Genomic DNA, 23,149 nt, shown 5'->3' with positions numbered 1-23,149 from the left:
ATACCGAGTCCCGGAGATCGTGACTCGGGCCGGCTTCTCAAATCAGCCCCGGCCTGATTCAACATGGCGAACGAGGGAGGTTCGCCATGGCTATTCCGCTTCGGGCTGATTTCGATGGGCAGATGACGAGGGCTGCGGCCAAGCGGTCCAAGGACGGGTCGCAGGCGCGCCGCCTTTTGGCTTTGGCGGCGATCTATGACGGGGCGACGCGGACGGAGGCGGCCAGGATTGGCGGCGTGACGCTGCAGATCGTGCGCGACTGGGTGATGAAGTTCAACGCGCTGGGGCCAGATGGTCTCATCGACCGCAAGGCGCCGGGACAGTCGCCCCGGCTCAACGGCGCATGCCGGGCGGCCCTGGCTGCGATGATCGAAAGCGGGCCAACGCCGGCGATCCACGGCGTCGTCCGTTGGCGGATCATCGATCTCTGCCAGTGGTTGTACGAGGAGTTCAAGGTCACCGTCGCCAAGCAGACCCTGAGCCGGGAACTTCGGGCCATGGGCTATCGCAAGCTCACCGCCCGTCCTCGCCACCATGCGCAGGCCGATGGCGCGATCGAGGATTTTAAAAAACATTTCCCGCCCGCGTGGCGCAGATCGCCGAAGACAAGGCCATCGCACAGAGCGACATAGAAATCTGGTTCGCCGACGAGGCGCGGATCGGCCAGAAGAACAAGATCACGCGGCGCTGGGCCCGACGCGGCACGCGCCCATCGGCGCCGCACGACCAACGCACCGCATCGACCTATATATTCGGCGCGATTTGTCCGATGGAAGGCAAAGGTGCGGCGCTCGTCCTGCCGACGTGCAACACCGAGGCGATGAACCTCCACCTCGCCGAAATTGCAACAGAGATCGCTCCGGGCAAGCACGCCATCCTGTTGCTCGATCAGGCCGGCTGGCATCTGTCGAGCCGCTTGGTCGTTCCACCCAACATCACGCTCGTGCCATTGCCGTCGAAATGCCCGGAGTTGAACCCGCAGGAGAACGTCTGGCAGTTCATGCGCGACAACTGGCTCTCAAACCGCGTGTTCAAATCTTACGAGGATATCGTCGATCACTGCTGCTACGCCTGGAACAAGCTCATCGACCAGCCATGGCGCATTATGTCCATCGGCATCCGTGACTGGGCCTATCGGTTCTGATCAACGAGACTTGGTATTACAGGGTATAAGGTGGGTGGCGTCAGCCCATTCGGTCAAAAGCGCAAGTTGAGGACCCTTGTCGAGATCACGGCCGTCCCCGAGCCCTATGTCTTCGTCAATGGAGGGCTCCGTGGCCTGCAGGTCAAGCTGGCCCCGGACGACCTTGTCCGCGCAAGCAATGCAGTGACGGTTGCGATTGTTGCTTAGCGACAAGAGCCTTTGGCTCGGCTTCAGCGATGTTATGGACACAAGCCGTCCGGTGCTGCTCCTGGAAAAGCCGGACCGACGGTCCGGCGCGGCTCGATCGCCATGCGTCCTACCGGGCGCAAAGTGGCGATTCATCTCTTTGAGCAGCATCAGACCGAAAAGTGGATTCCGCTTTTCGGTCTGATGCTCTATCGCGGCGGCTCCATTGTGTCGAACTCGGCGCTGAACTTGGCGCTGACCTCGACCGGTTGCGCAAAGCGCCCGATCGAGAAGGGATCCAACGGGGTCGCGGTTCCACCGTCGAGGATCATTTCACTCAGGCAGAGGCCAACGCCGGGCCCGATCTGAAAGCCATGGCCGCAGAAGCCGAAGGCGTGGAACAGACCGGGCGTCGTCCCGCTTGGGCCGATCACCGGGATCATGTCGGGCAAATAACCCTCGATTCCTGACCAGACCCGAATGACATGGCAGCTCGCGAGAGTCGGGGCGACCCGGGCCAGCGCCCGCATCGCGGACAGCGTCTTGCCAGGTGGCACGGGCGCGCGGTTGGCGGCAGGATCGGCCGCCGTGCGCGGATATCCCGCCAGGATGACATTGCCGCGCGGGATCTGGCGAAAGATGACCGAGCCGTCGACCGCCTGGATCGAGGGCTCGATCAGATAGGGGAAGGGCTCGGTGACGAATTGCGGCGGTCCGGCAGGGAAGAGCGGCGCGCTTTCGCCGAACTGCTCGGCAATGGCGACGGCCCAGGCGCCGGCGGCATTGATGACGTAGCCGGCGCCGACCTCGATGCCGGTATCGGTCCGGAGGGTGAAGGCGCTGCCCGCTTGCCTGATCTCCGTGACGCGACAGTTTTCGACCATCGTGGCGCCCAGGCTTTTCGCAGCGCGGGCGACGGCGGGAGTGACAAGGCGGGGATTGGCGGTCGCGTCGCGGGCCGAGAAGGTCGCGCCCACAACCCTGTGGCTCAGCCAGGGCCAGCGCCGGCGCAGTTCGGTCGGGCCGAGATGCTCGATGGCAAGCCCGTGGGATTCGGAGACCGCGGCATAGGCCTCGATCTTCTCATGTTCCGTCCCGTCGAAGGCGAGATAGAGATGACCGGTCTGCTCGAATTCGCAGCGCTCGCCGATCAGCTCCTCGATCTCTTCCCAGAGCGCCTGCGAGCGCAGCGAGAGAGGGTACTGTCCGGGGAAGCGTCCCTGGAGCCGCAGATTTCCGAAATTGGTGCCGCTCGATTGCGCGCCGACCACGCCCTTCTCGATCAGGACGACGCGCTGGTTGCGCTTGGCCAGGAAATAGGCTGACCAGGCTCCGATCAGCCCGCCGCCAATGATCGCGACATCGGCCGAGAGCCGCGTCATGGCGCATCCGCCGCGGCAGTGGCGAGCGCGATCGGCTTCACCGGCGCCTGTGCCCGAAGTCGTCCGGCATCAGCGCCTGCGATCGCCCGCTCACCCGCCACGATCTCCTGCAAGGCCGGGCCGCAGACGCGCCCCTGGCATCGACCCATGCCGCAGCGGGTCATCGCCTTAACGCGGTTGACCTCGACCGGTCCCAACTCCTGCGCCATGGCCAGCCTGATCTCGCCGACGCTGACATTCTCGCAGCGGCACAGGGGGACATCGTCGGGCAGGGCGCGAATCTGCGCGACGGGCCAGGCAAAGGCGCGCGCAAGGCCGGCCTGAAAGGCGCGCAGGCGGGTTACGCGGCGACGCAGGCCGCCCGCCTCCGCGGCGGGGCGGGACTGCCTGAGATCGGCGAGCACAGCGTGGGCCGCAAGTGCGCCACTGGCTTCCGCCGCATCCGCGCCGCCGATCGTCGCACCATCCCCGGCGAGATAGAGGCCCGGCGCCGCTCGGCCATCGATATCCGTCTTCGGCAGCCAGAGGCGGAAGCGCTCGTCATAGAGGAGCTGTGCGCCGGCCAGTTCCGCGAGTTGGGTCTCCGGCTTCAGCCCATAGCCGAGCGCGACGGCGTCGCAGGCGAAGCGGCGCTCGCGGCCCTGCGCATCGCGCAGCACGAGTGCCTCGACATGGCCATCGCCTTCGACCGCGACAGGTCTCACCCCGTGGAGCACCGGCACGCCCGCACGCATCGCGTCGCCGAGATACGCCAGGCCGCGCAGCAGCGAACGCGGCGAATTCAGCAGGCCCGGGAGCGCCGCCAGTTTCCGCGCGAAGGGCGTGGTGTCGGCAATGACGGCGATTTCGGCACCGAGCCTGCGGTATTGGCTCGCAGCCAGTGCGAGGAGCGGCGAGGAGCCGAGAAAGGCGACACGGCGCCCGATGAAGCAGCCCTGGTCCTTCAGTGCAACCTGCGCTCCGCCGAGCGTGTAGACGCCGGGCAGGGTCCAGCCGGGCAGGGGGACAATGCGGTCCATTGCGCCCGTTGCCAGGATGAGGACATCGAAGCGCAGCGTTCTGGCGACGCCGGCCTGAACGATGTGGAGCAGCTTGTCCTCGATACCCCAGACAAGAGACCCGGGGCGGTAATCGATATGGGGGCGCAGAGCTGCGAAACGGGCATGCAGGCCAGCATATTTCCCGGCCTCGCTGCCCATCAGCGCCGCCATGTCGAGCTCCAGTCCCGGCGAGGGACACCGATAGCCCTGGCCGCCGGCCTGTCGCCCCTCGTCGAGAAGAATCGGGTGGTAGCCATGGGCCTGCAGCAGCTCGGCTGCGCTGATACCGGCGGGCCCGGCACCGACGATGACGATCTCAGCCATGGTGGCCGAGAACGGGTGCAGTGGTGCGCAGGGCCATGCCGGAACGGGCGGGCGTGGTGCAGGCGCGCAGGCGGTCGCCCTCCTCGGTCCAGACCCAGCAATCCTGGCAGGCGCCCATCAGGCAGAAGCCGGCGCGCGGCTCGCCGCCGAATTCGAGCCGGCGCAGGAAGGGGCGCTGCGTCAGCAGGGCCGCGAGCACGCTGTCTCCGTCCGTCGCCGTCACGTCGCGACCGTCGACCGCCAGCGTGATCGGCGGTCCCGTGCGGCGCACCGCACGGATGAGTTGCCCGCCGCTTGCCGCAGCGCCCGGCCTGTCAGGGCTGCCGCCCGTTGACGATCCCATATCGCACCAAGATTATCGTAATACGATAAATTATGTCGAATAATACTAGGACGGACTTGGCCCCTGTCAAGGCAGCAAAACCCGCCTTAGACCCGCGAAATCGCGTGCGCAGCGGCGATGACGAGCGAAGAAAAGCGCGAGACCACCTCGTCATGGGTGTAGCGCGAGCAGGAGACCGCGACGTTGACGGCGCCCTCCGGCCGACCGCGATGGTCGAGGATGGCGGCCGCGATCGAGGCGTCGCCGTGGTAGAATTCCTCGAAGGCCGTGGCATAGCCCTGCTGTGCCGATTGCCTGATCTTCACCAACAGGTCTTCCCTGCGCCATGTCGTCGACGGCGTGTGCGCTTTCAGATTCGAACGATCGATGATCGCGACCGCCTCGGCCTCCGGCAGGCGTGACAGCATGGCGATGCCAGGTGCTGTGCAGAAGGCGGGCATGCGGGTGCCGACGATGACATCGGTGTTCAGCACATGCCGGCTGAGGAAGCGGGAGACGAAGATGATCTCGGTATCCTCGGGCATGGTCAGGTTGACCGTCTCCTCGGTCTCCTTGCTGAGGTGCATGAGATACGGCATCGCCTTGTCGACGAGCCGGTTGCCGCGCAGGAAATGATAGCCGAGGTCGAGCGTTTTCGAGCTCAACTCGAAACGCTTCGTCTCACGATCTTTCTTGAGGAAGCCCAGTTTCGTCAGCGTGTGAGTGAAGCGCTGTGCCGAGCTCAGGTCCATCTCGGCGACCGAGGCGACTTGGGACAGGCTCATGGTCTGGTGCTGGCGGCCGAAGGCCGAGAGCACGCGAAAGGCCTTCTCCACCGACATCACCATCAGCGGATCGGCGCTCTTTTCGCGACCTGCTGCGCCTTCCTTGTCGGAAGGAGGCTTTCCCGTCTCGAGCGTCGACATGCTGGTCTCTCCTGACCGGATCAATGGCTGCCGCGAATCCTGTTGACAAGGGGGCAGTGCCGTTCAACTATCTAATAGAAGTTATCGTATGTCGATAAAACATCATCGGATGGAGTGAGTGGCATGAAGGAATTCGTCCTGAGCGAGGTGCGCGGCGCCGTCGGCATCCTCACTCTCAATCGTCCGGCTCTGCTGAATGCCTGGAACGCGGCCATGCGCGCCCGGCTGGTCGAAGCGCTCGATGAGCTCGAAGCCAATGACGCCGTCAGGGCGATCATCCTCACGGGGGCGGGCGAGCGAGCCTTTGGTGCAGGCCAGGACCTGAATGAGACGAAGACCTTCGATCCTGACCGCGCGGAGTTGTGGATCGGGGAATGGGAGCGCCTCTATGACCGCATCCGCTCGCTCTCGAAGCCGATCATCGCGGCTCTGAACGGCGTTGCGGCCGGCTCGGCCTTCCAGGTCGCGCTGCTTTGCGACCTGCGCATCGGCCATGACGGCGTCACGATGGGGCAGCCCGAAATCAATTCCGGCATCGCCAGCACGACCGGCCCCTGGATCATGCGCGAGATCCTTGGCCTGGCCCGCACCATCGACCTGACCTTGACCGGCCGCATGATGGATGCCGACGAGTGCTTCCGGGTCGGCGTCATCAACCGCGTCGTGCCGAAGGAACAGGTCATGGCCGCGTCGCTGGCCCTGGCCGAGGAGCTTGCCGGCAAGCCGCCGGTCGCGATGCGCCTCAACCGCGCGCGCTTTCGTGAGGTGACCGAGACCGGCTTCCGAGACTGCCTGGCGGCCGGTGTCCGCAACCAGCGCGAAGCCTACGCCACAGGCGAGCCGGCACGGATGATGGAAGAATTCCTGGCGAAGCGGGCGGCACGAAAGGGCTGAAGACCCTACGCCCATCCAAGGGAAGGAACGCGGGCGCGGCCCGCTCAACGGGAGAGAGATTATGGACAGGATTTCGGATCTCAGCCGGCGCAACCTGCTGAAACTGAGCGGCGGCGCCGCGGCCATGGGGCTTTTCGCGCCGGCGATCACCGGGCGCGCTCTTGCTGCGACGCAGATCACGGTCGCCGATCCCGGCGGCCCGTTTGGTCCGGCCTTCCGCAAGGCGTTCTACGATCCTTTCGAGAAGGCAACGGGCAACAAGGTCGTCAATGTTGCGCGCGAGGCCGAGCCGACCGCTCAGTTCAAGGCGATGGTCGAGACCAAGTCCTACACCTGGGATGTCTGCACCCTGACGCTCTCGGCGCGCGACATCCTCGCCGCCCAGAACCTGCTTGACCCGATCGGCTTCGCCCATGCCGACGTGCCGCAGCTGATGCCGGAGGCGATCTCGCCGCATTACATGGGCACTGACGTCTACTCGACGGTCCTGGCCTATCGCACCGACCGGGTGAAGGCGGCGCCAACGAGTTGGGCCGATTTCTTCAATGTCGAGAAGTTTCCCGGCCGGCGCGCGCTGCGCAAGAACGCGATCGACACGCTGGAGCAAGCATTGCTCGCTGACGGCGTACCGCTCGACAAGCTCTATCCGCTGGATGTCGAGCGCGCCTTCAAGGTTCTCGACAAGATCAAGCCGCATATCGCGGTCTGGTGGACTGGCGGCGCCCAGTCGACACAGCTTCTGCAGAGCGGCGAAGTCGACATGATCCCGGGCTGGAATGCCCGCTTCCAGGCTGCGATCGACGGTGGAACGCCCGCCAAGATCGTCTGGAACCAGGGTCTCTACTCCATCGAGGGCTGGGGCATGCCGAAGGGCGGACCGCGCGCCGATGTGGCACGGCAGTTCATCCGTTTCTGCTCCGATCCGAAGGCGCAGGCAGCCTTCACGGAGATCCTGGCCTACGGGCCGACCAATCTCGACGCCTACAAGACGATTCCGGCCGAGCGTGCCAAGTCACTGCCGACTTCACCGGAGAACCTGAAGCAGATGGCCATCGCCAACGAAGCCTGGTGGAGCGCCAATCGCGCGGCTGTCAGCGAGCGCTTCAACAGCTGGCTGTTGAGCTGAAGACAAGCATCGTTTCGGTGGTGACAATGACTGTTCCGGGTAGCAAGGCGCCGCCGAAGCTCGTGGTGGAAGGGCTGTGCAAGCGCTACGGCGCGACCACGGCCCTCGAGCCGACGCAGCTCTCCGTGCCGGAGGGTGAATTCCTGACGCTGCTCGGGCCTTCGGGCTCGGGCAAGACGACGCTGCTGCAACTCGTCTGCGGATTGGTCGAGCTCAGCGAGGGGCGGGTCATCATCGACGGGCGTGACCAGTCCGACACGCCGGTGCATCAGCGCGATATCGGGCTGGTGTTCCAGCACTATGCGCTCTTTCCCCACCTGACCGTCGCCGAGAACATCGCCTTCCCGCTGAAGATGCGGGGCCGTTCCTCGGCCGAGATCGGCAAGCGTGTCGCGGACGCCCTTGGGATGGTTCATCTCGGGCATCTGGCCGAGCGCTTTCCGCGTGAGCTCTCGGGAGGCCAGCAGCAGCGTGTCGCGCTGGCGCGCTGCTTCGTCTATCAGCCTTCGATCATCCTGATGGATGAGCCGCTCGGCGCGCTCGACAAGAAGCTGCGCGAGCATATGCAGATCGAGATCAAGCGGCTGCATCGCGAAAGCGGCGCGACGATCATCTATGTCACGCATGATCAGGAGGAGGCGCTGGCGCTTTCCGACCGCATCTGCCTGATGAACCACGCCAGGATCGAGCAGCTCGGCACTCCGCAGGAGATCTATGAGCGCCCGCGGACGGCCTTCGCTGCCGATTTCATCGGCATCTCCAATATCCTGCGCGGCACTTTCGTCGCGGCTGATGGCGAGCGGCGGCTCGAAACCTCCTATGGGCGCTTCTCGCTGCCAGCCGGTGCGGTTGCCAGTGGGGAGGGCGGGGCGCTCGTGGTCCGGCCGGAGAGTCTGCGCATCGACGCCGGCGCACAGAACAGAGTCGAGGGGCGGGTCAAGGAGATCGTCTATGCCGGCTCCGAAACGCGTCTGATCGCGACAATCGGCGACAGCGAGCTCATGACGCTCCGCCTGCCGGCCGGCGAGGTCGTGCCGACGCTCGGCGAGACCATCGCGATCGGCTGGGACAGGGACAAAGCGGTGCTCGTGCCATGAGTGCGGTGGCCACCCGCTCGCGCGCAATGCCGTCCTGGCTCCGGCGGCCGAGCCCGCTCTGGCTCGCCGTTCCCGGATTTGTCTTCCTGGCGGTCTTCTTCGCCTATCCGGTGGCGCAGCTGCTGTCGCTCAGCATCAGCCCTCCTGAGGGCGGCGGCTTCAGTCTCGCGGCCTTCCAGCGGATCGCCAATACCGACGTGTATCTCCGCGTTCTCGGCATCACCTTCAAGATCGCCGGCAATACCGCACTCTGGTCGCTGCTGATCGGCTATCCGCTGGCCTATTGGCTGGCGCGGATGCCGGAAATCTTCCGCGGGCGCATGATGCTCTTCGTCATGGTGCCGTTCTGGACGAGCTATCTCGTCAAGACGTTCGCCTGGATGATCGTGCTCGGCCGCAGCGGCGTCATCAACAACCTCATGACCGGCTCGGGCCTCGGGACGCAGCCGCTCGATCTCCTGCACAACGAATTCGGCGTCATGGTCGGCATGGTCCACGCCATGGTGCCACTGGCGGTGATGACGATGCTGCCGGTGATGATCGGCATCGACCGACGCCTGGTCCAGGCGGCGCAGACGCTTGGAGCCTCGCCAAGCCGCGCCTTCTGGCAGGTCTATTTCAAGCTCTCCCTGCCGGGCGTGACCGCGGCAGGCCTGCTCGTCTTCATCTCCTCGCTCGGCTTCTTCATCGTTCCGGCCTTCCTTGGCGGGCGCCGCGAGACGATGCTCGCGCAGTTGATCATCACCCAGGTGCAGGAACTGCTGAACTGGCCCTTCGCCGGAGCGCTGGCGGCGATGATGCTGGCGAGCGCGCTGATCGCCTGCTGGATCTATGACCGGCTCTTCGGCATCTCGACGATCTCGGGCGGCTCGGCCCAAGAAGGCAAGGGCCGCATCCGCGACATCGGCCTTGGCGTGCTGCAACTGCTCGCGACTGCGAGCAGCCACCTTGCCGACCTCAGTCGGCGTGTCATCGGCAAGCGCGGAAACAGGCTTGTCCTGCCGGTCTTCGCCTGGCTCGTGATCGGCTTCCTGGTGCTGCCGACGCTGCTCGTCATTCCGCTCGGCTTCACCTCGTCGCAGTTTCTCGAGTTCCCGCCGCCGGGCTACAGCCTGCAATGGTTCGAGACCTATTTTTCCTCGCCGCTCTGGATCTCGGCGACGATCCGCTCCTTTGCAGTCGCGGCTGCGACGGCCTTCCTCGCCACCTGCATCGGCGGTTTCGCGGCGCTCGCCCTTGCCCATAGCCGCACGCGATGGGGCGGGCTGATCTTCGCCTTCTTCCTCGCGCCGATGATCGTGCCGCGCATCGTCATCGCCGTCGGCATGTTCTATCTCTTTGCGCGCCTCGGCCTCGTCGCGACCGATCTCGGCCTGGTCATCGGCCATACCGTTCTGGCGATCCCCTTCGCCATGGTCACGGTCTCGGCAATTCTGAAGACCTACGACATGCGGCTCGACCAGGCCGCTGCGACGCTCGGCGCCAACCGCGTCCGGACGCTCGCCTACGTCACCATTCCGCTGGTCAAGGGTGGGCTGGTCGCTGCCTTCCTCTTCGCCTTCATCACCTCCTTCGACGAACTGACCATCGCCATCTTCGTCAGCGGCGGCATCAAGACGACCCTGCCGAAGCAGATGTGGGACGACATGATCCTTCAACTCAACCCGACGCTGGCGGCCGTTTCCGTTGTCGTCTTCGTCATCGTGACAAGCCTGCTGCTGCTGGCGGAGCGATTTCGCCGCGCCTCCTGAACGCGACCCGAGAGATTTCCATGGCTTTCGACGATACCGGCTTTGTCGGCCTGCTCCGCGAGCACGCTCTCAGCCATCCCGACAAGACCTATGCCCGCTTCAACGGCACGCCGGTCAGCTATGGCCGGATCGACCTCGAGGCCTCGGCCTTCGCCGCCCATTTGCGGAACGAGGGCATCGGCGCCGGTGCGACCGTGGCGGTGATGATGCGCAACAGCGTCGCGGCGCTTGGCGTCGTGTTCGGCCTTGCCAAGGCCGGCGTCGCCTGGGTGCCGGTCAATGCGCAGCAGCGCGGCGAGGGGCTGCGTTATCTGCTCAGCCATTCCAAGCCCCGCCTCGTCGTGGTCGATGCCGAGCTTGCGCCACTCGTGCAGGAAGCGCTGGCGGACGAGAGCCCTCCTGCGATCCTGGTCCATGGAGAGGGGGGCACGCTGGACGTTGTGCTGACGTCCGGCAGGGTATTTGACGAGGCTGCCCCGGAGGCCGACGCTCCCTTTGCAATCATGTATACGTCCGGCACGACCGGGCGGCCAAAGGGCGTGATCGTCTCGCACCGGATGCTTCGGCTGGCGGCGGAAGGCGTCGGGCTCGTCTCGGCGGCCAAGGCGGGCGACGCGCTCTTCGTCTGGGAGCCGCTCTACCATATCGGCGGTGCACAGCTCCTGCCGCTGCCGATGATCCGCGACGTCGTGCTGGCGATGGTCGATCGCTTCAGCGCCAGCCGCTTCTGGCAGCAGGTCCGGGACGAGGGCGCGACGCATATCCATTATCTCGGCGGCATCCTGCAAATTCTGCTGAAGCAGCCGCCCAGCGAGCTCGACCGGTCACATGGCGTGCGCATTGCCTGGGGCGGCGGCTGTCCACCGGATATCTGGCCGCAATTCCAGGCGCGCTTCGGCGTCGAGATCCGCGAATGCTACGGCATGACGGAAGCTTCGAGCATCACCACCAGCAACGATACCGGCGTGGTCGGCGCCGTCGGCAAGCCGATGCCCTGGTTCACCGTCTCGCTGCTCGACGCTGCCGGGCAAGCTGTCGCGCAAGGTGAGCGCGGCGAAATCGTCGTCCACACCAGCAAGCCAGGTGCGATCTTCCCCGGTTATCTCGACAATCCAGAGGCCACCGCCAAGGCTCTGCGGGACGGCTTGCTCCATACCGGCGATCTCGGATCCTTCGACACAGCCGGCAATCTCATCTTTCACGGCCGCATGACCGACAGTGTGCGCTGTCGCGGCGAAAACGTTTCGGCCTGGGAGGTCGAGCATGTCGCGGCCGAACATGAGGCGGTCGAGGATTGCGCGATGATCGGTGTCGCGGCCGAGATCGGCGAGCAGGAGATCAAGCTCTTCGTGAAGCCAAGGGACGGCGCGACGGTCGATCCGGCTGCGCTCTCCGCCTGGCTCGGCCAGCGTCTCGCCCCATACCAGAACCCGCGTTACATCGCCGTCGTCGACGCGTTCGAGCGCACGGCGAGCCAGCGCATCATGAAGCACAAGCTCTCGCCTCGCCGCGACGACTGCTTCGACCGCACGGCCCAGCAAAGGCACTAAGCCATGACTTGCGACATCATGACTTGCGACATCCTCGTTTCCGGTACCGGCAGTTTTGCCGCGCGCATCATCTTCGACATCGCGGCGACCGCGCAGAAGCCGGTGAAGGTCGTGATTGCCGGGCGCAACCGCGAACGGCTCGATTGGCTCAAGACGGCAGCGAACGCTCGCGCTTCGATCTTCGGCCGTCCGGCCCGCTTCGAAAGCCATGAGATCGATCTGCTCGAAGACGGCGCGGCCACTGGCCTGATCGAGGCGACGCGCCCGAAGGTGACGGTGCAGGCGGCGTCGATCCAGACCTCGTCGGTCATCGCCGAGGCCGGCAACGCCTGGGCTCGGCTGGTTGCGGAAGGCGGCCTGAGCGCGACCGCGGTGTTCCAGGCACTGATCAGCAAGCGCGTGGCGGAGGCGATCACGGCGCTCGGCCATGAGACCGCGCTGATCAACTGTTGCTTCCCCGATGTGGTCAACGGCCTGATCGCGGCACTCGGCCATGAGGTCGCCTGCGGCATGGGCAATGTCGCGATCCTGTCGAATGTCTTTGCCGGTTCCGGCGCGGTGCCTGCGAACAAGCCGCTCAAGGTGCTGGCGCATTACCAGAACCTGTCGGCCTGGCGTCGGCCCGCCGCGACGCGCTCCGGTCCGGCGCCGCGGGTCTGGATCGATGGCGCCGAAATCGGCGATGTCTTCGCGACCTTCGCCTCGGTGAAGCTGACACCCGAGCCGGTCATTGACATTTCCGGCGCAAGCGGTGTGCCGATGCTGCTGGCGATGGCGGCCGGCGATCGTTGGACCGGGCATGTTCCCGGGCCGAACGGCCTGCCCGGAGGCTACCCCGTCAGCCTGTCTCAGGCGGGCTTGTCGCTCGACTTGCCGGACGGCATCACGCGCAGCGAAGCTGTCGCGTGGAACCAGGCCTTCGAACAGGATAACGGCCTCACCGTAGACGCGGCCGGGCATGTTCGCTTCAACGGCGTCCTGCACGACAGGCTTGCACGCTACGAACCGGCGCTGGCCGACGGGTTCGATGTGAGGGATCTGGAAATGGTGTGTCAGTCGATGCTCGCGTTACGCGACAGACTCGCTGCCACTGGGTGATCTCGACGTTACGGGTTCCGTTGTCTCGCGTTCGGAGCGGGCATTTGCGGTATCGTGAGCCAAGGGGACCGTTGGCAATCGGCCCCGCTCGGACATGGGAACACGCGAAGGTTACCTCTGTCGGGTTTCAATCCAGCGGCCGAATGACCTTGGAGTCGCCGCGGCTTAACGCGTTGCTATTCTGGCGCGCCGTGCTCTGCTGCTAGCCTCCTCGTGCAGCTTCAGTCGGCGACCTCTGGACGTCGCTTGACAGGCTCCGCCGATCAAAACTAGGCTGACATAGTTATGCTTCTTATTCTGTAATTATAGAATAAATGCCAGACGAGGCGAACAGCCTCGCGCAAGGGGAGCGTGCCGCTATGACAGACATCGTCGACAGCAAACGGAACCTGCTCAAGGCCGGCCTTGTCGGTAGCCTTGCGCTTGCGGCAGCGTCCAGTTCGGCCAGGCAGGCGGCCGCACAGGCTGCTCCCACCAGCCTGTTGCGCACCGTTCTCGATCGCGGCAAGCTGATCGTCGGCACGGGCTCGACCAATGCACCCTGGCATTTCGAGGATGACAAGGGCCAACTCGTGGGCATGGACATCGCCATGGGGCGGATCCTCGCCAAAGGGCTCTTCGACGATGACAAGAAGGTCGAGTTCGTCAGGCAGGACGCGGCTCAGCGCATTCCCAACATCAATACCGGCAAGGTCGACATCGTCATCCAGTTCATGACGATGTCACCGGCGCGCGCGCAACTCGTGGCGTTCTCCCGACCCTATTACGTCGAGGGCATCGCTCTGCTGACTCGCCCCGACAGCGACAAGAAGAGCTTCGACGCCCTGCTCAAGGCGGGATCGGGCGCGCGGGTCTCGATTCTGCAGAACGTCGATGCCGAAGCGTCGGTGAAGAAGGTCCTGCCGCAGGCGACGGTCATGCAGCTCGATAGCCAGGCCAATGTCGTCCTTGCGCTTGATTCAAAGCGCGTCGACGCCGCCGCCGTCGATCTCTCGACCGTCTGGTGGCTCGCGAAGCGCCACCCCGACAAATATGCCGATGCCGGCAAGTCCTGGAACTCCATGCTGTATGGCGCGGCCATGCGCCAGGGCGATCCGGATTGGGTGCGCTTCGTCGACACCACCTTCGGGATCGCCATGTACGGCCACCAGAACGAAATCTTCGATGCTGCGATCAGCGATTATTTCGGTCTGAAGCCGCCAGCTCGCGAGACGGGACTGCCGAAATTCTGACGGCGGCTTTCCGAGCGGTGCGCTCGCCGCTGGTGTGCGGCCGAGCAGTGAAGTCGCCCGCGCGGCCCGTGACGAGACGGCTCCCGGCATGACGAACTACCACTTCAACTTCGCGATCGTCTGGCGCTACGCCGCGAAGCTGTTCGACGGTCTCCTGCTCAGCATCGAGCTCGCAGTTGCGACGATCGCGATCGGCATGGTGATCGGACTGGTTCTGGCGCTCGTCGAAATGGATGGGCCGCGCTGGGCCAGGCCGTTCATCCGGGGCTATGTCGAGTTCATCCGCAATGTCCCGCTGCTGCTGCTCGTCTATCTCGTTTTCTACGGCGTGCCGAGCGCGATCGATCTGCAATATGACGCCACCACCTCGTTCGTGGTGACGCTGGCGATCTATTCCGGCGCCTATCTGGTCGAGGTTCTGCGTGCCGGATTCGAGGCCGTGCCGAAAGGGCTGATCGAGGCCGGGAAGGCGATCGGTCTTACGCCCACCGGCGTACTCGTCCATGTCCGGCTGCCGACGGCGCTGCGCATCGCCCTGCCATCGCTCTCGAACACCTATGTCTCGCTGTTCAAGGACACATCGATCGCCTCCGCGATCGCCGTGCCCGAACTGGCCTACGGCATGCGCTGGATCGAGACGCAGACCTTCCGTACGGTCGAGGTCTATCTGCTCGCGACGCCGATCTATCTCGTCACCAGCTATGCCATCCTGCTGCTGCTGCGGCTGGCCGAGCGGCGCTATGCCATCACGCGGTGAGCGCCCATGACGCTGTTCCTGCAGACGCTTCCGTTTCTGCTTGATGGCTTGCGCATCACGCTGTTGGTCTCGGCCGGCGTGATTGCGCTTTCGCTGCTGATCGGCGTCCCGCTCGGTTGCGTGCTGGCTTTCGGGCCGCTCTGGGCGCGCTTTCCGATCCGGATCTACGCCGATTTCGTGCGTGGTGTGCCGATCCTGGTGCTGCTCTATTTCGTCTATTACGGGCTGCCGGCCATCAAGGTGAACCTGCCGAGCCTGACCGCCGCGATCGTGGCCTTGACGGCCTTCAAGACCGCCCAGGTCATAGAAATCACCCGTGGCGCCTTCCAGTCGATCCCCACCGGTCAGACGGAAGCGGCGAAGTCGATCGGGCTCGGCCTGCTCGACCGCTTCGTCCATGTGCTTGCGCCGCAGGCGATCCGACGCTTCCTGCCGCCCTTCGTCAACAGCGTCGTCGATACGGTGAAAGGCTCTTCGCTCGTGTCCCTGCTGGGCATCGTCGACCTGATGCTCGCGCTGCAGCAGGTGATCGGTCGCACCCATGTGGCGCTGCCGCTCTATGTGATGGGGGCGCTGATGTATTTTGCCATCAACTATCCGCTTTCGACGCTGAGCAGGCGTCTCGAGAAGCGCTTCATCTGAGCGGAAGGACGATCATGATCGAGACGCCCGACGAGCCGGTGATCCGCATCAAGGGCCTGACCAAATCCTTCGGGGCGCACCAGGTGCTGAAGGGTATCGATCTTGATGTTGGCAAGGGGCAGGTGATCGCCGTCATCGGCCCGTCCGGAAGTGGCAAGACGACCTTGCTGCGCTGCATCAACTTCCTTGAGGAATATGATGGCGGCTCGATCCGGATCGATGGGGTGGAGGTCGGCTATCGGGATGGCGGTTCCGGCCGCCGCCGGCGCAGCGACAAGGAGCTTGCCAGCATCCGGGTCGACGCCGCCATGGTCTTTCAGCAATTCAATCTGTTTCCGCATCTGACCGCGGCCCAGAACGTCATGCTCGGGCTGATGAAGTCGCGCGGCAAGAGCAAGGGCGAGGCCAGGCAGATTGCCGAGAAATGGCTCGTGCGCGTCGGCCTCTCCGAGAAGCTCGACGCGCTGCCCGCGCAATTGTCCGGCGGGCAGCAGCAGCGGGTCGGCATCGCGCGAGCGGTTGCGATCGAACCGAAGGTCCTGCTGCTCGACGAGATAACCTCTGCGCTCGACCCCGAGCTTGTCGGCGAGGTGCTGGAGGTCGTCCAGGAGCTGGCCGCGGAGGGGCGCACGATGATCCTCGTCACCCATGAAATGGCCTTCGCCAGGGAGGTCGCCGACCGCGTGGTCTTCACCGACCAGGGACTGATCGCGATCGACGCGCCGCCGAAGGTCGTCTTCGATGAACAGTCGAACGAACGATTGCGGGCCTTCCTCTCGCGCTTCGCCGCCTTTCGGCATGCTCATTGAGCGGCCGGCCGGCGCCCTGAAACCCATTCCGACCGAGTGCAGCGATGCCGTCTCCTCACTCCGATATCGCAATGTCGCCCTATGAGAAACTGGCGCAACTCGGTCTTGAATTGCCGCAGGTGCCGACGCCGATCGGCAATTTCACGACTCATGTCCGGGAAGGCGCACTGCTCTACCTGTCCGGTCAGGGTCCGACGCATGAAGACGGTCGCATCCACACGGGCAAGGTCGGCGCCGACGTCTCGGTCGAGGAGGCTTACGCTCATGCACGCCTGACGGGTCTGAACCTCATCGCGGTGCTGCACGTGGCGCTGGGGGACCTTCGCAAGGTCAGGCGGATCGTCAAGGTGCTGGGTATGGTCAACGCCACGCCGGACTTCACCGATCATCCCGCCGTCATCAATGGCTGCTCGGACCTCTTCGTCGCGGTCTTTGGCGATGCTGGCCGGCACGCCCGTTCGGCCGTGGGGTTCGGCTCGCTGCCGCGCCGCATCACCGTGGAGATCGAAGCGGTCGTCGCTGTCTCATGAAGCTATTGCCTGAATTGCCAGCCAAGGCTCGTCTCGATGCGCTGTGCGGCGCGGCGGACTGCGTCGGCGAAGCGGGACGGCTCCTCCTGCACCTTGAACTCCGGCAGCACGATCGAGATGGTGATCACGCAATGTCCGGAATTGTTGCGCACCGGTGCCGCGACACAGGCCACGGCATAGTCGGATTCGCCCGCCTGGACGGCGATGCCGGCGGCCAGCGCTTCGTCGGATTGCTCGGCGAGCGAGACCGGGTCGACCGTCGCCCGTCCCGTCGGCGAGGCCTTGGCACAACGCCGGAACAATGCCACCCGGTCCTGGAAATCGAGATGGGCGACGAGAAGCCGGCCCGAGGCGGTCCAGTTCAGGGGAACCCGGGTTCCGATCCGCGAGGTGACCTTGAAGTGGCCGGGTCCCTCGGCCATTGCCTCCACCACCATCATGTCGCCGTCGCGGCCACAGATCTGGACCGTCTCCCCGACCTCGCGGGAGAGCACATGCATCTCGTGCGTGGCGACCGTGATGATCTCGAGATCGCGCGCGTAGGCGAGGCCGTAGTGATAGAGTTTGGGGCCGAGCCAGACCACGCTGCCATTGCGCGAAAGCAGGTCCCTGGCGACCAGCTCCTCGACGATGGAATAGACCGTGGACAGGGGCGCCCCGACCGCGCGCGCGATATCGTATCCGGTCGCCGGCCGCGCCGTCTCTTGAAGATAGTCAAGGATCTGGACCGATCGCTCGATTCCGCTGACCCGCGTGCGCCGCGGCCCAGTGGCGGATGGCGCGGACGCCACGCCAATCTCACTGTCCTTCATCTGCCAGCTCTCCGTCACGCGATTCCGCGGACCCCTTACCGTAACCATGCTCCCGGAGGAACGCCATGAACAAACCCGATACCCGAAAGGCGCTCGGCCTCCGCGCGATCATCAACGTGTCGGGAACGATGACAGGGCTCGGCGCCTCGATCATCGTCCCGCAGGCCATCGAAGCCATGGCCGGGGTCATGCCGCAATTCGTCGAAGTCGACGAGCTTCAGAAGGTCGCCAGCGGCGTCATCGCCAGACTGTGCGGAGCCGAGGCCGGGTTCGTCACGGCCTCCTGCTCGGCCGGCATTACGCTGGCGGTTGCCGGGGCGATGACCGGCAGCGATCTTTATGCCGTCGAACGACTGCCGGACACGGCTGGCCTGAAGGACGAAGTCCTGATCCAGACGGGGCATATGGTGAGCTATGGAGCTCCCGTCGAACAAGGTATTGCGCTCGCCGGTGCCAGGGTGGTGCCGGTCGGGCAGGCCACGAGCGTGCGGCCCTATCAGTTGGCCGGAGCGATCTCGGAACGGACCGCTGCTGCGGTCTATGTCGTGTCCCATCACACGGTCCGCCATGGGCAGCTCCCGCTCGCAGAGTTTGCTGCGATCTGCCGGGAAAGGGGGGTGCCGGTCATCGTCGATGCCGCGTCGGAATATGACCTGCAAGGCTTCCTGGCCGCCGGCGCGGACGTCGCGCTGTATTCGGCTCACAAATTTCTCGGTGGCCCGACAGCCGGCATCGTCGCCGGTCGCAAGGACCTCGTGCGCGCGGCATTTCTTCAGAACGGTGGCATCGGCCGTGGCATGAAAGTCGGCAAGGAGAGCATCGTCGGCACCCTCGCTGCCCTGGAAGCCTGGGAGAAGCGGGACCATGCCGCCATCCGGAAACGCGAGCAGGCCGCGCTTACGCTGTGGCGCGAACGACTGGCCGAGAGGCCGGGCATTCGCGTCGAGATCGAGCCTGATCCGACCGACAATCCGCTCGACCGCCTCAAGCTCTCGGTCGAACCGCAGGCCGCCCATATCACCGCCTGGGACCTTGCCGATGCGCTCGCACGCGGCGAGCCACCGATCATCGTGCGCGATCACGAGGTCGAGCACGGGTTCTTCTATCTCGATCCCTGCAATCTTCACCCAGGGCAGGAAAACACCGTCGCCGATCGCCTGACCGAAGAACTCGGGGCTGCCCTGCGGAGCAATGAGATCATCGCCACACCGCTGCAGGAGCGCCGAAACCGCCGGGCGGCCTATCTCAGGCGTTGGCCGGATTGACGGCCATCCCGTCGGGTCGCCGAGAGCGGTTCGCGATGACGGATGGCTGATTTCACTACCGTGCCAAGAGCATTCCGCGCTCTTGGCAAACGGCCTCGGAGACTGTTGCTGCGGTCACGCCTTCAAGTGCAGGCTTACCAGCACGGTGATTTCCGCGCCGGCCGGCAGCGAGACAGCAACACGCAGGAAATTCCCGAAATGCGCGAGCCGCTGGAAGGTCACGGCGTTCTCGCTCGCCGGCAGATCGAAGAGCGAACCTTCCGGCACCCAGTGCAGCCCGTCGGCCGAAATCTCGATACGGGCCTGCGGCAGCGTGCCCTTTGGGGGCTTGAGGGCGCGCACGAAGACGATGGCTTCCTTGGCCCAGCCGGCCTCGTAGGGCTCGGTTGCGGCCTCGCCCATCCAGCTTTCGTTGCGGGCGACGATGGCCGTGAGGTTCTCGGGAAGCATCAGAAATCTCCCGACAGGCAGACGGAATCGAGATAGGCGAAGGCGCGCTTGTTGGTGTCGGTCTCGGCGAAGAAGCCGAGATTGAGCATGCACCAGAGGTTCCTCATCGCCGGGATGCGGATCGACTCATAGCTGCTCATGTCGAAGCTGCGGTCGTTCACCTGGAAGCCGGTGGCGCGCATCGTCGCAAGATCAAAGTCGAAGCGCAGATAGTGCCAGTTCACCTTGGTCGGGATCTCGTTGTAGCAGAGCCGCTGCTCGCCGCCCGGCAGGTCCTCCCAGTCGTCCGGCGAGAGATGGTAGTGCGAGATCGTCTTGCCGGCGGAGCCGATCGGCTTGATCGGCGTGGTGCGGCGCTTGAACTGCCATTTCTGGACATGCTCGCCGTCGAGCGCATTGAGAAAGCGCAGATGCGGCATCACGCGCTCGCCGCCCGCGCCATGCCGGTCGCCGACCTGGAGGTCGTAGAGGAAGCCGAACGAGCGGATGTCGGTCTCGGAGAGCTGCAGTTCCGTCGCCTCCGGCTTGAAGCTGAAATAGGCCTCGAGCCGGATCGGCCCGGGTTTGCGGAAGGTCAGGCGCTTGATCGCGACGTTCTGTGCGCCCTTCTTCGGCCGCGTCGCGATCTTCAGCGCATAGGAGCCGTCGACGCCGCCATGCGAACCGAAATCCCAGTTCGGCAGCGTCGAGAGCATGGCGTGCGAGTGCTGGGCATAGCCCGGCAGCATGGCATCGAGCGTCTCCTCGTAATTGCCGACGAGCTGGGTCCAGCCGCACATGCCGCGGTCGAAATCGTCGAGGCAGATGATGCGAGGCAAGGGATCGAAGCGGCTGAGTTGCGGATCCGCCTCGCGGATCGCACGGCGCATGTCATCGAGTTGGGAACTGGTCGAGGTCATTGGGATTACCCCTTCACCGCGCCGGCGGTCAGGCCCGCGACGAGGTGTTTCTGCATGAGGATGACGAAGGCGAGCACCGGCAGCAGCTGGACGGCAGAGGCGGCGAAGAGCACGCCCCATTCGACGCCCTCGACGGCGCCGATCATCTCGGCGACGACCAGCGGCGCGGTCTTGGCCTTGGTCGTGGTGAAGATGAAGGCGAAGAGGAACTCGTTCCAGGCGTAGACGATGACGAAGACGGCGACCGCGAGCATGCCTTGCGCGGCCAATGGGAAGATGACCCGCCGGATGATCTGGAACTGCGAGGCCCCGTCGATCATCGCCGCCTCGTCGAGTTCCCGCGGGATCTGGTCGATGAAGGTGCGCATCACGATCGTGCCGAGCGAGACGAAGAAGGTCGCGTAGAGCACGATCAGGATGAGATGCGTGTCGTTGAGCCCGAGCCAGTTCACCACCGGGAAGAGCGGCAGCGTGATCACGATCGGCGGGATCAGCCGGATGAAGATCAGGAAGAAGGCGCTGGCCTGCAGGCCCCTGCTGGCGTGGCGGGAATAGGCGAACCCGGCGAGCAGCGAAACCGTGACGGCAAGCACGGTCGCTCCCGACGTGACCAGGAAACTGTTCCAGAGCCCGTGGAAGAAGTCGCCCCAGCGGCTCCAGAGCAGCTCGTAATTCGCCAGGGTCGGCGTGAAGCTGAAACGCGAGGTCAACGAGAAGATGTCCCGGTCCGACTTGAAAGACGACATCACGATCAGCGCGATCGGCAGGATCGACCAGGCGGCGATCGCGAGGACGCCGAAGGCCTTCAGGACCGCAAGGGGGAACGAGCGCCTACGCATGTTTGCTGAACATCTCCCGGTAGAGAGAGCGCAGGTAGAACAGCGCAAGCAGGAGCGAGGCGAGCACCAGCAACCAGCCGGTCGCGGCCGCGGCACCGAAGGAGTTGTACCGGAACGCCTCAAGATAGAGATAGACGGCCATCACCTCGGTGGTGCGTGCCGGACCGCCGCCGGTCATCAGCCAGACCTCGGAGAACAGCCGGAAGGCGAAGATGTAGCGGAACAGGGCCGCGATCAGCAGCGCCGGCATCAGGAGTGGCAAGGTGATGCGGCGGAATGCGGTCCAGCCCGTCGCACCATCGATCGCGCCGGCCTCGTAGAGCTCGTCCGGGACTGAGAGCCTTGCGGCGTAGATGATGATGAAGCTGAACGGCAGGTGCAGCCAGATCGAGAGCAGCGAGACCATGAAGAGGCCGTGCGACGGTTTCACGGCCCATTCGATCGGTGGCAGCCCGAACCAGGCGAGCGCCTGGCTCATCATCCCGACATCGGGCTCGAACAGATAGCGCCACATCACCACCGCCGAGACCTCGCTGACCGCATAGGGGGCGAGCACGATGGCGAGCAGGAGAGGCCGGAAGGGCACCCCCGAGGCGAAGAACAGCGCCATGAGCAGGCCGAGCAGCAGCTCGACATGCACGACGACGGCAACGACGATGACCGTATTGATCAGTGCACGCCAGAAATACGGGTCGCCCAGCACCTTGGCGTAGTTGGCGAGGCCGACGAAGCTGGCTGCCTGCCCGAAGGAGGATTGGTTCAGGCTGAGCCAGAACACGTAGATCGCCGGCAGGAAGATGATGCCGCCGACCATCAGCTGGACCGGACTGACGAGCGCGAGGGCGGAGAAGGGCGTGCGGCTGGCCATGACGCTCAGGCGATACGGTGGCGCGCGAGCATCTCGCGATCGATCTCGATGCCGAGTCCAGGGCCTTGCGGCACGTCGAGCATGCCGTCGACGAGTTGGTGACCTTCGCCAACGACCGGTGTGGAGAGGCTGTCCCGCAGCGGATTGGCGTAGACCATGCACTCGAAGGTCCGCAGGCTCTCGGCCGCAGCGGCGAGCTGCAGGCTGGCGGCAACGCAGATCGCGCCAGACCAGCCGACATGCGGCGCATAGGCCGTGTTGAAACTCGCAGCGAGTTCAGCGATGCGCCAGGTCTCGGTGATGCCGCCCGAGCGCGTGACGTCCGGCTGGATCAGGCCGAGCGAGCGGTCCTGCAGCATCACGAGGGCCTCGCTCGCGACATAGTCGCTCTCTCCGGCCGCAAGCCGGATCGGCAGGTGTTGCGCGAGGCGGGCATAACCCGCGCGGTCATGCGGTGCGATCGGCTCCTCGAAGAAGCCGTAGCCGAGATCAGCCAGCGCCCGCCCGACGATCATGGCGTCGTCGACGTCATAGGCCCAGTTGGCGTCGACATAGAGGGCGATATCGTCGCCGGCGAGCTTGCGGATGAAATTTGCGCGCGCGATCGCATCCTTCAGGGGATGGCCGAGCTTGACCTTGATCTCGCGGAATCCGGCCTTCAACGCAGCTGCGACCTCTGCTTCCACCGTCGCGTCGTCGAGCCAGTTGATCGATGAGGCATAGGCGGGCACGCGGCGGCGGCCCATGCCGCCGAGCAGCTTGTGGATGGGTTCGCCTGCTGCCTTGCCGGCAATGTCCCAGAGAGCGATGTCGACGGCGGATATTGCCTCGACCAGTTGCCCGCCCGGCCGCCCGGAGAGGGCGTTGCGCATCAGCTTCCACAGCGCGCGCCGATCTGCGGGGTCCTTGCCGATCAGCCGCGGGCTCAGCGTATCGTCGATCAGGCGGGCATAGCCGGCGGCACCGCGGCGCGCGAGCGCCTCGCCGTAGCCGGTGATGCCGTCGCTGGTCGTGACCTCGACGACGACGAGTTCGATCGCGGGATAGTCACCCTGCGACGTGCGCTGCGTCTTCTCGAGTTTTGCCCGCAGGGGATGGGACAGGATCCTGGCGATGCTACGGCCGGTCATCTGGTATCGGTCCCTGGTTTGCGGGAATGGTGATCAACCTAACTGATAGGTTGATCAGTTGCAAACCTGCTCTGTA

At 65.0% G+C, this 23,149-nt stretch carries 24 protein-coding genes; 14 read left to right on the top strand and 10 right to left on the bottom strand.

Annotated features, from left to right (window positions below; translation table 11 throughout):
- Nucleotides 1-86: 86 nt before the first annotated feature.
- Both FG93_RS31785 and FG93_RS31780 read left to right on the top strand, forming a co-directional pair.
- A protein-coding gene (locus FG93_RS31785) for an IS630 family transposase (RefSeq protein WP_244448579.1) occupies nucleotides 87-1,144 on the top strand; the annotation gives its coding sequence in 2 pieces (ribosomal slippage) (nucleotides 87-617 and nucleotides 620-1,144; 1,056 coding nt in all).
- 66 nt (nucleotides 1,145-1,210) lie between these two features.
- Nucleotides 1,211-1,351, top strand: coding sequence for a hypothetical protein (locus FG93_RS31780; RefSeq protein ID WP_244448586.1), 141 nt, complete (start codon nucleotides 1,211-1,213; stop codon nucleotides 1,349-1,351).
- A 188-nt stretch (nucleotides 1,352-1,539) separates the two neighbouring features.
- On the opposite strand, the gene FG93_RS12175 is transcribed toward FG93_RS31780, so the two are convergent.
- From FG93_RS12175 to FG93_RS12160, 4 genes are all read right to left on the bottom strand, one after another.
- Nucleotides 1,540-2,712 (bottom strand): FAD-binding oxidoreductase, encoded by a 1,173-nt coding sequence (locus tag FG93_RS12175; protein WP_043234731.1) that lies wholly within the window; start codon nucleotides 2,710-2,712, stop codon nucleotides 1,540-1,542.
- On the bottom strand, nucleotides 2,709-4,076 hold the full coding sequence (locus FG93_RS12170; protein ID WP_043234728.1) for an FAD/NAD(P)-binding oxidoreductase: 1,368 nt from the start codon (nucleotides 4,074-4,076) through the stop codon (nucleotides 2,709-2,711). The genes FG93_RS12175 and FG93_RS12170 overlap by 4 nt, the downstream gene beginning before the upstream one ends.
- Nucleotides 4,069-4,419, bottom strand: a complete 351-nt coding sequence (locus tag FG93_RS12165) for a (2Fe-2S)-binding protein (RefSeq protein WP_052513672.1) — start codon at nucleotides 4,417-4,419, stop codon at nucleotides 4,069-4,071. Before FG93_RS12165 ends, FG93_RS12170 begins: the two co-directional genes overlap by 8 nt.
- Before the next feature lie 86 nt (nucleotides 4,420-4,505).
- A complete protein-coding gene (locus FG93_RS12160) occupies nucleotides 4,506-5,324 on the bottom strand; it encodes an IclR family transcriptional regulator (RefSeq protein WP_043234726.1) in 819 nt (272 codons plus the stop codon).
- 123 nt (nucleotides 5,325-5,447) lie between these two features.
- On the opposite strand from FG93_RS12160, the gene FG93_RS12155 reads away from it, so the two are divergent.
- The 11 genes from FG93_RS12155 (at nucleotide 5,448) to FG93_RS12105 (ending at nucleotide 16,810) form a co-directional block, all read left to right on the top strand.
- Nucleotides 5,448-6,218, top strand: coding sequence for an enoyl-CoA hydratase/isomerase family protein (locus FG93_RS12155; RefSeq protein ID WP_043234724.1), 771 nt, complete (start codon nucleotides 5,448-5,450; stop codon nucleotides 6,216-6,218).
- Nucleotides 6,219-6,279: 61 nt separating this feature from the next.
- Complete coding sequence (locus tag FG93_RS12150; RefSeq protein WP_043234722.1) at nucleotides 6,280-7,344, top strand: ABC transporter substrate-binding protein; 1,065 nt, start codon at nucleotides 6,280-6,282, stop codon at nucleotides 7,342-7,344.
- 26 nt (nucleotides 7,345-7,370) lie between these two features.
- Nucleotides 7,371-8,441: an ABC transporter ATP-binding protein gene (locus FG93_RS12145; RefSeq protein WP_043234721.1), complete on the top strand. Its 1,071-nt coding sequence runs from the start codon at nucleotides 7,371-7,373 to the stop codon at nucleotides 8,439-8,441.
- A complete protein-coding gene (locus FG93_RS12140; protein ID WP_052513671.1) occupies nucleotides 8,438-10,192 on the top strand; it encodes an ABC transporter permease subunit in 1,755 nt (584 codons plus the stop codon). The genes FG93_RS12145 and FG93_RS12140 overlap by 4 nt, the downstream gene beginning before the upstream one ends.
- Before the next feature lie 20 nt (nucleotides 10,193-10,212).
- Nucleotides 10,213-11,742 carry an AMP-binding protein gene (locus tag FG93_RS12135; protein ID WP_043234719.1) on the top strand — a complete coding sequence of 510 codons (1,530 nt, stop codon included), beginning with the start codon at nucleotides 10,213-10,215 and terminating at the stop codon, nucleotides 11,740-11,742.
- A 3-nt stretch (nucleotides 11,743-11,745) separates the two neighbouring features.
- Complete coding sequence (locus tag FG93_RS12130) at nucleotides 11,746-12,840, top strand: hypothetical protein (RefSeq protein WP_043234717.1); 1,095 nt, start codon at nucleotides 11,746-11,748, stop codon at nucleotides 12,838-12,840.
- A gap of 359 nt (nucleotides 12,841-13,199) precedes the next feature.
- Nucleotides 13,200-14,072 carry a transporter substrate-binding domain-containing protein gene (locus tag FG93_RS12125; RefSeq protein WP_043234716.1) on the top strand — a complete coding sequence of 291 codons (873 nt, stop codon included), beginning with the start codon at nucleotides 13,200-13,202 and terminating at the stop codon, nucleotides 14,070-14,072.
- An 88-nt stretch (nucleotides 14,073-14,160) separates the two neighbouring features.
- Complete coding sequence (locus FG93_RS12120) at nucleotides 14,161-14,829, top strand: amino acid ABC transporter permease (RefSeq protein ID WP_043234714.1); 669 nt, start codon at nucleotides 14,161-14,163, stop codon at nucleotides 14,827-14,829.
- A 6-nt stretch (nucleotides 14,830-14,835) separates the two neighbouring features.
- On the top strand, nucleotides 14,836-15,471 hold the full coding sequence (locus FG93_RS12115) for an amino acid ABC transporter permease (RefSeq protein WP_043234712.1): 636 nt from the start codon (nucleotides 14,836-14,838) through the stop codon (nucleotides 15,469-15,471).
- Nucleotides 15,472-15,485: 14 nt separating this feature from the next.
- Nucleotides 15,486-16,280, top strand: a complete 795-nt coding sequence (locus FG93_RS12110) for an amino acid ABC transporter ATP-binding protein (protein ID WP_043234710.1) — start codon at nucleotides 15,486-15,488, stop codon at nucleotides 16,278-16,280.
- Between the two features lie 44 nt (nucleotides 16,281-16,324).
- Nucleotides 16,325-16,810: a RidA family protein gene (locus FG93_RS12105; protein WP_043234709.1), complete on the top strand. Its 486-nt coding sequence runs from the start codon at nucleotides 16,325-16,327 to the stop codon at nucleotides 16,808-16,810.
- Nucleotides 16,811-16,812: 2 nt separating this feature from the next.
- Here FG93_RS12105 and FG93_RS12100 read toward each other — a convergent pair whose 3' ends face one another.
- Nucleotides 16,813-17,622, bottom strand: coding sequence for an IclR family transcriptional regulator (locus FG93_RS12100; RefSeq protein ID WP_043234708.1), 810 nt, complete (start codon nucleotides 17,620-17,622; stop codon nucleotides 16,813-16,815).
- A 65-nt stretch (nucleotides 17,623-17,687) separates the two neighbouring features.
- On the opposite strand from FG93_RS12100, the gene FG93_RS12095 reads away from it, so the two are divergent.
- A complete protein-coding gene (locus tag FG93_RS12095) occupies nucleotides 17,688-18,887 on the top strand; it encodes an aminotransferase class V-fold PLP-dependent enzyme (RefSeq protein WP_043234705.1) in 1,200 nt (399 codons plus the stop codon).
- A gap of 114 nt (nucleotides 18,888-19,001) precedes the next feature.
- On the opposite strand, the gene FG93_RS12090 is transcribed toward FG93_RS12095, so the two are convergent.
- The 5 genes from FG93_RS12090 to FG93_RS12070 are packed head-to-tail and all read right to left on the bottom strand — an operon-like array spanning nucleotide 19,002 to nucleotide 23,073.
- Nucleotides 19,002-19,337 carry a hypothetical protein gene (locus FG93_RS12090; protein ID WP_043234704.1) on the bottom strand — a complete coding sequence of 112 codons (336 nt, stop codon included), beginning with the start codon at nucleotides 19,335-19,337 and terminating at the stop codon, nucleotides 19,002-19,004.
- On the bottom strand, nucleotides 19,337-20,206 hold the full coding sequence (locus tag FG93_RS12085) for a DUF6772 family protein (RefSeq protein ID WP_043234786.1): 870 nt from the start codon (nucleotides 20,204-20,206) through the stop codon (nucleotides 19,337-19,339). Before FG93_RS12085 ends, FG93_RS12090 begins: the two co-directional genes overlap by 1 nt.
- 35 nt (nucleotides 20,207-20,241) lie before the next feature.
- Nucleotides 20,242-21,075: a carbohydrate ABC transporter permease gene (locus tag FG93_RS12080; RefSeq protein ID WP_043234703.1), complete on the bottom strand. Its 834-nt coding sequence runs from the start codon at nucleotides 21,073-21,075 to the stop codon at nucleotides 20,242-20,244.
- Nucleotides 21,068-21,943, bottom strand: coding sequence for a carbohydrate ABC transporter permease (locus FG93_RS12075; RefSeq protein ID WP_043234701.1), 876 nt, complete (start codon nucleotides 21,941-21,943; stop codon nucleotides 21,068-21,070). Before FG93_RS12075 ends, FG93_RS12080 begins: the two co-directional genes overlap by 8 nt.
- A 5-nt stretch (nucleotides 21,944-21,948) precedes the next feature.
- Nucleotides 21,949-23,073, bottom strand: coding sequence for a mandelate racemase/muconate lactonizing enzyme family protein (locus tag FG93_RS12070; RefSeq protein ID WP_043234700.1), 1,125 nt, complete (start codon nucleotides 23,071-23,073; stop codon nucleotides 21,949-21,951).
- Nucleotides 23,074-23,149 lie beyond the last annotated feature (76 nt).

The sequence above is a fragment of the Allobosea sp. LC85 genome (assembly GCF_000735605.1).
Taxonomy (GTDB): Bacteria; Pseudomonadota; Alphaproteobacteria; order Rhizobiales; family Beijerinckiaceae; genus Allobosea.
The sequence above is the reverse complement of the archived record's forward strand: the minus strand, read 5'-3'. Positions and strand labels throughout refer to the sequence as shown.

Excerpts from the sequence above, each read along its gene's own strand:
- FG93_RS12175 (WP_043234731.1), bottom strand. The coding sequence starts at position 2,712 with ATGACGCGGCTCTCGGCCGATGTCGCGATCATTGGCGGCGGGCTGATC.
- FG93_RS12170 (WP_043234728.1), bottom strand. The coding sequence starts at position 4,076 with ATGGCTGAGATCGTCATCGTCGGTGCCGGGCCCGCCGGTATCAGCGCA.
- FG93_RS12165 (WP_052513672.1), bottom strand. The coding sequence starts at position 4,419 with ATGGGATCGTCAACGGGCGGCAGCCCTGACAGGCCGGGCGCTGCGGCA.
- FG93_RS12160 (WP_043234726.1), bottom strand. The coding sequence starts at position 5,324 with ATGTCGACGCTCGAGACGGGAAAGCCTCCTTCCGACAAGGAAGGCGCA.
- FG93_RS12155 (WP_043234724.1), top strand. The coding sequence starts at position 5,448 with ATGAAGGAATTCGTCCTGAGCGAGGTGCGCGGCGCCGTCGGCATCCTC.
- FG93_RS12150 (WP_043234722.1), top strand. The coding sequence starts at position 6,280 with ATGGACAGGATTTCGGATCTCAGCCGGCGCAACCTGCTGAAACTGAGC.
- FG93_RS12145 (WP_043234721.1), top strand. The coding sequence starts at position 7,371 with ATGACTGTTCCGGGTAGCAAGGCGCCGCCGAAGCTCGTGGTGGAAGGG.
- FG93_RS12140 (WP_052513671.1), top strand. The coding sequence starts at position 8,438 with ATGAGTGCGGTGGCCACCCGCTCGCGCGCAATGCCGTCCTGGCTCCGG.
- FG93_RS12135 (WP_043234719.1), top strand. The coding sequence starts at position 10,213 with ATGGCTTTCGACGATACCGGCTTTGTCGGCCTGCTCCGCGAGCACGCT.
- FG93_RS12130 (WP_043234717.1), top strand. The coding sequence starts at position 11,746 with ATGACTTGCGACATCATGACTTGCGACATCCTCGTTTCCGGTACCGGC.
- FG93_RS12125 (WP_043234716.1), top strand. The coding sequence starts at position 13,200 with ATGACAGACATCGTCGACAGCAAACGGAACCTGCTCAAGGCCGGCCTT.
- FG93_RS12120 (WP_043234714.1), top strand. The coding sequence starts at position 14,161 with ATGACGAACTACCACTTCAACTTCGCGATCGTCTGGCGCTACGCCGCG.
- FG93_RS12115 (WP_043234712.1), top strand. The coding sequence starts at position 14,836 with ATGACGCTGTTCCTGCAGACGCTTCCGTTTCTGCTTGATGGCTTGCGC.
- FG93_RS12110 (WP_043234710.1), top strand. The coding sequence starts at position 15,486 with ATGATCGAGACGCCCGACGAGCCGGTGATCCGCATCAAGGGCCTGACC.
- FG93_RS12105 (WP_043234709.1), top strand. The coding sequence starts at position 16,325 with ATGCCGTCTCCTCACTCCGATATCGCAATGTCGCCCTATGAGAAACTG.
- FG93_RS12100 (WP_043234708.1), bottom strand. The coding sequence starts at position 17,622 with ATGAAGGACAGTGAGATTGGCGTGGCGTCCGCGCCATCCGCCACTGGG.
- FG93_RS12095 (WP_043234705.1), top strand. The coding sequence starts at position 17,688 with ATGAACAAACCCGATACCCGAAAGGCGCTCGGCCTCCGCGCGATCATC.
- FG93_RS12090 (WP_043234704.1), bottom strand. The coding sequence starts at position 19,337 with ATGCTTCCCGAGAACCTCACGGCCATCGTCGCCCGCAACGAAAGCTGG.
- FG93_RS12085 (WP_043234786.1), bottom strand. The coding sequence starts at position 20,206 with ATGCGCCGTGCGATCCGCGAGGCGGATCCGCAACTCAGCCGCTTCGAT.
- FG93_RS12080 (WP_043234703.1), bottom strand. The coding sequence starts at position 21,075 with ATGCGTAGGCGCTCGTTCCCCCTTGCGGTCCTGAAGGCCTTCGGCGTC.
- FG93_RS12075 (WP_043234701.1), bottom strand. The coding sequence starts at position 21,943 with ATGGCCAGCCGCACGCCCTTCTCCGCCCTCGCGCTCGTCAGTCCGGTC.
- FG93_RS12070 (WP_043234700.1), bottom strand. The coding sequence starts at position 23,073 with ATGACCGGCCGTAGCATCGCCAGGATCCTGTCCCATCCCCTGCGGGCA.